2 rRNA genes are annotated in these 3,232 nt (G+C 49.4%); both read right to left on the bottom strand.

Annotated elements, in window-relative coordinates:
* Positions 1-4 precede the first annotated feature (4 nt).
* A 5S ribosomal RNA gene (gene rrf / locus AC2JF7_RS08935) occupies positions 5-121 on the bottom strand.
* An 85-nt stretch (positions 122-206) separates the two neighbouring features.
* Positions 207-3,125, bottom strand: a 23S ribosomal RNA gene (locus AC2JF7_RS08930).
* Positions 3,126-3,232 lie beyond the last annotated feature (107 nt).

Here is a 3,232-nt window from a genome sequence, read left to right as displayed (position 1 = left end):
AAAAGCACGGCAACGTCCTACCCTCGCAGGCAGTCTCCCACCAACTACTCTCGGCGTTAAGAAGCTTAACTACTGTGTTCGACATGGTTACAGGTGTTTCCTTCTTGCTCTTGCCACCGTACTTTTTCTCTTTGAGCTTTTACACTCAAAACTAAATATAATCCTTCTCTTTAACCTTCGGCCCAATCTCCAGCTTGCACTCGCTTTTGGTCAAGTCCTCGACTGATTAGTACTAGTCCGCTCCAAACCTCACGGCTCTTCCACTCCTAGCCTATCTACCTCATCGTCTTTGAGGTGTCTTACTACTTTCGTATGGGAAATCTCATCTTGAGGGGGGTTTCGCACTTAGATGCTTTCAGCGCTTATCCCGTCCATACGTAGCTACCCAGCTATGCCCTTGGCAGAACAACTGGTACACCAGCGGTATGTCCATCCCGGTCCTCTCGTACTAAGGACAGCTCCTCTCAAATTTCCAACGCCCACGACGGATAGGGACCGAACTGTCTCACGACGTTCTGAACCCAGCTCGCGTGCCGCTTTAATGGGCGAACAGCCCAACCCTTGGGACCTACTTCAGCCCCAGGATGCGACGAGCCGACATCGAGGTGCCAAACCTCCCCGTCGATGTGAACTCTTGGGGGAGATAAGCCTGTTATCCCCAGGGTAGCTTTTATCCGTTGAGTGATGGCCCTTCCATGCGGTACCACCAGATCACTAAGCCCGACTTTCGTCCCTGCTCGAGTTGTCTCTCTCGCAGTCAAGCTCCCTTATACCTTTACACTCTGTGAATGATTTCCAACCATTCTGAGGGAACCTTTGGGCGCCTCCGTTACTCTTTAGGAGGCGACCGCCCCAGTCAAACTGCCCATCTGACACTGTTCCATGCCTCGCTCAGAGGCCCTGGTTAGAGCAGCCATCAAACAAGGGTAGTATCCCAACATTGCCTCTGATAATACTGGCGTACTATCTTCTCTGGCTCCTACCTATCCTGTACATGTTTAACAGCTGCCCAATATCAAATTGCAGTAAAGCTCCATGGGGTCTTTCCGTCCTGTCGCGGGTAACCCGCATCTTCACGGGTATTATAATTTCACCGAGTCTCTCGTTGAGACAGTGCCCAAATCATTACACCTTTCGTGCAGGTCGGAACTTACCCGACAAGGAATTTCGCTACCTTAGGACCGTTATAGTTACGGCCGCCGTTTACTGGGGCTTCAGTTCAAAGCTTCGACTTGCGTCTAACCTCTCTCCTTAACCTTCCAGCACCGGGCAGGTGTCAGCCCCTATACGTCGTCTTTCGACTTTGCAGAGACCTGTGTTTTTGATAAACAGTTGTTTGGGCCTATTCACTGCGGCTGGCTTTTACACCAGCACCCCTTCTCCCGAAGTTACGGGGCGATTTTGCCGAGTTCCTTAACGAGAGTTCTCTCGCTCACCTTAGTGTTCTCCACTCGACTACCTGTGTCGGTTTGCGGTACGGGTACGATAGCTCTTGCTAGAAGCTTTTCTTGGCAGTGTGACGCTTGAACCTTCGCTACTTGATTTCGCTCCTCATCACGACTTGTGCTTACTGGATAAAAGCATTTGACTCTTATCCACACTTGTCGCTTAAACATGGGCTTCCAGCACCATGCGTTCTTTGCCTCCTGCGTCCCTCCTTCGCTATTAACGATCTATCGCAGTACAGGAATTTCTACCTGTTGTCCATCGACTACGCCTTTCGGCCTCGCCTTAGGTCCCGACTTACCCTGGGCGGACGAGCCTGCCCCAGGAAACCTTAGTCTTTCGGCGGATAGGATTCTCACCTATCTTTCGCTACTCATACCGGCATTCTCACTTCTAAACGCTCCACTTATCCTCTCGATTAAGCTTCTCTGCCTTTAGAACGCTCTCCTACCACGTACATTTTTTACATGCACATCCACAGTTTCGGTACTATGCTTAGCCCCGGTAAATTTTCGGCGCAGCGTCACTCGACTAGTGAGCTATTACGCACTCTTTTAATGATGGCTGCTTCTAAGCCAACATCCTAGTTGTCTACGCAACTCCACATCCTTTTCCACTTAGCATAGATTTTGGGACCTTAACTGGTGATCTGGGCTGTTTCCCTTTCGACTACGGATCTTATCACTCGCAGTCTGACTCCAGTGCCCCGATATCTGGTATTCGCAGTTTATCTGAATTCAGTAACCCTTGATGGGCCCTTCGTCCAAACAGAGCTCTACCTCCATTATCGGTCTGACACCAGGCTAGCCCTAAAGCTATTTCGGAGAGAACCAGCTATCTCCAAGTTCGTTTGGAATTTCACCGCTACCCACAACTCATCCCCGCAATTTTTAACTTACGTGGGTTCGGTCCTCCAGTGCGTTTTACCACACCTTCAACCTGGTCATGGGTAGGTCACTTGGTTTCGGGTCTACATCAACTAACTACCTCGCCCTATTCAGACTCGCTTTCGCTGCGGCTCCGTCCTTTCTTGGACTTAACCTCGCTAGTTAACGTAACTCGCCGGTTCATTCTACAAAAGGCACGCCATCACCCTTTAACGGGCTCTGACTACTTGTAGGCACACGGTTTCAGGTTCTCTTTCACTCCCCTTCCGGGGTTCTTTTCACCTTTCCCTCACGGTACTGGTTCACTATCGGTCACAAGTGAGTATTTAGCCTTGCGAGATGGTCCTCGCTGCTTCAATCGGAATTCCTCGTGTTCCGACCTACTCAGGATCCTGCTCGACGTCCTTAGGATTTCGCTTACGGGGCTCTCACCCTCTCTGGCTTATCTTCCCAGATAATTCTGCTATCCCTTGCACTATCTTTTTTGCAGTCCTTCAACCCCATCTGATAAATCACATGGTTTGGGCTCTTTCCGTTTCGCTCGCCGCTACTTGGGAAATCGATTTTTCTTTCTCTTCCTGCAGCTACTTAGATGTTTCAGTTCACTGCGTCTTGCCCTAATAAGCTATCTATTCACTTATTAGTAATGCATCTTCATGCACTGGGTTCCCCCATTCGGATATCTCCGGATCATTGCTTACTTACTGCTCCCCGAAGCCTTTCGTGGTTCGTCACGTCCTTCTTCGCCTTCTTGTGCCTAGGCATCCACCGTGCGCCCTTATTTACTTGACCTTACTTCTAAGATCTGCTCTTTTAAGTCGCTCGTGCAATCTGTTCTCTTTTTGATTTGATTGTTTCTCGGTTTTTTTCTTGGATTATATTCAGTTTTCAATGTACTA

It is taken from the genome of Lactobacillus sp. XV31L, from assembly GCF_059900865.1.
Note: the sequence above shows the minus strand (reverse complement) of the source record. Positions and strands in the feature narration are given on the sequence as shown.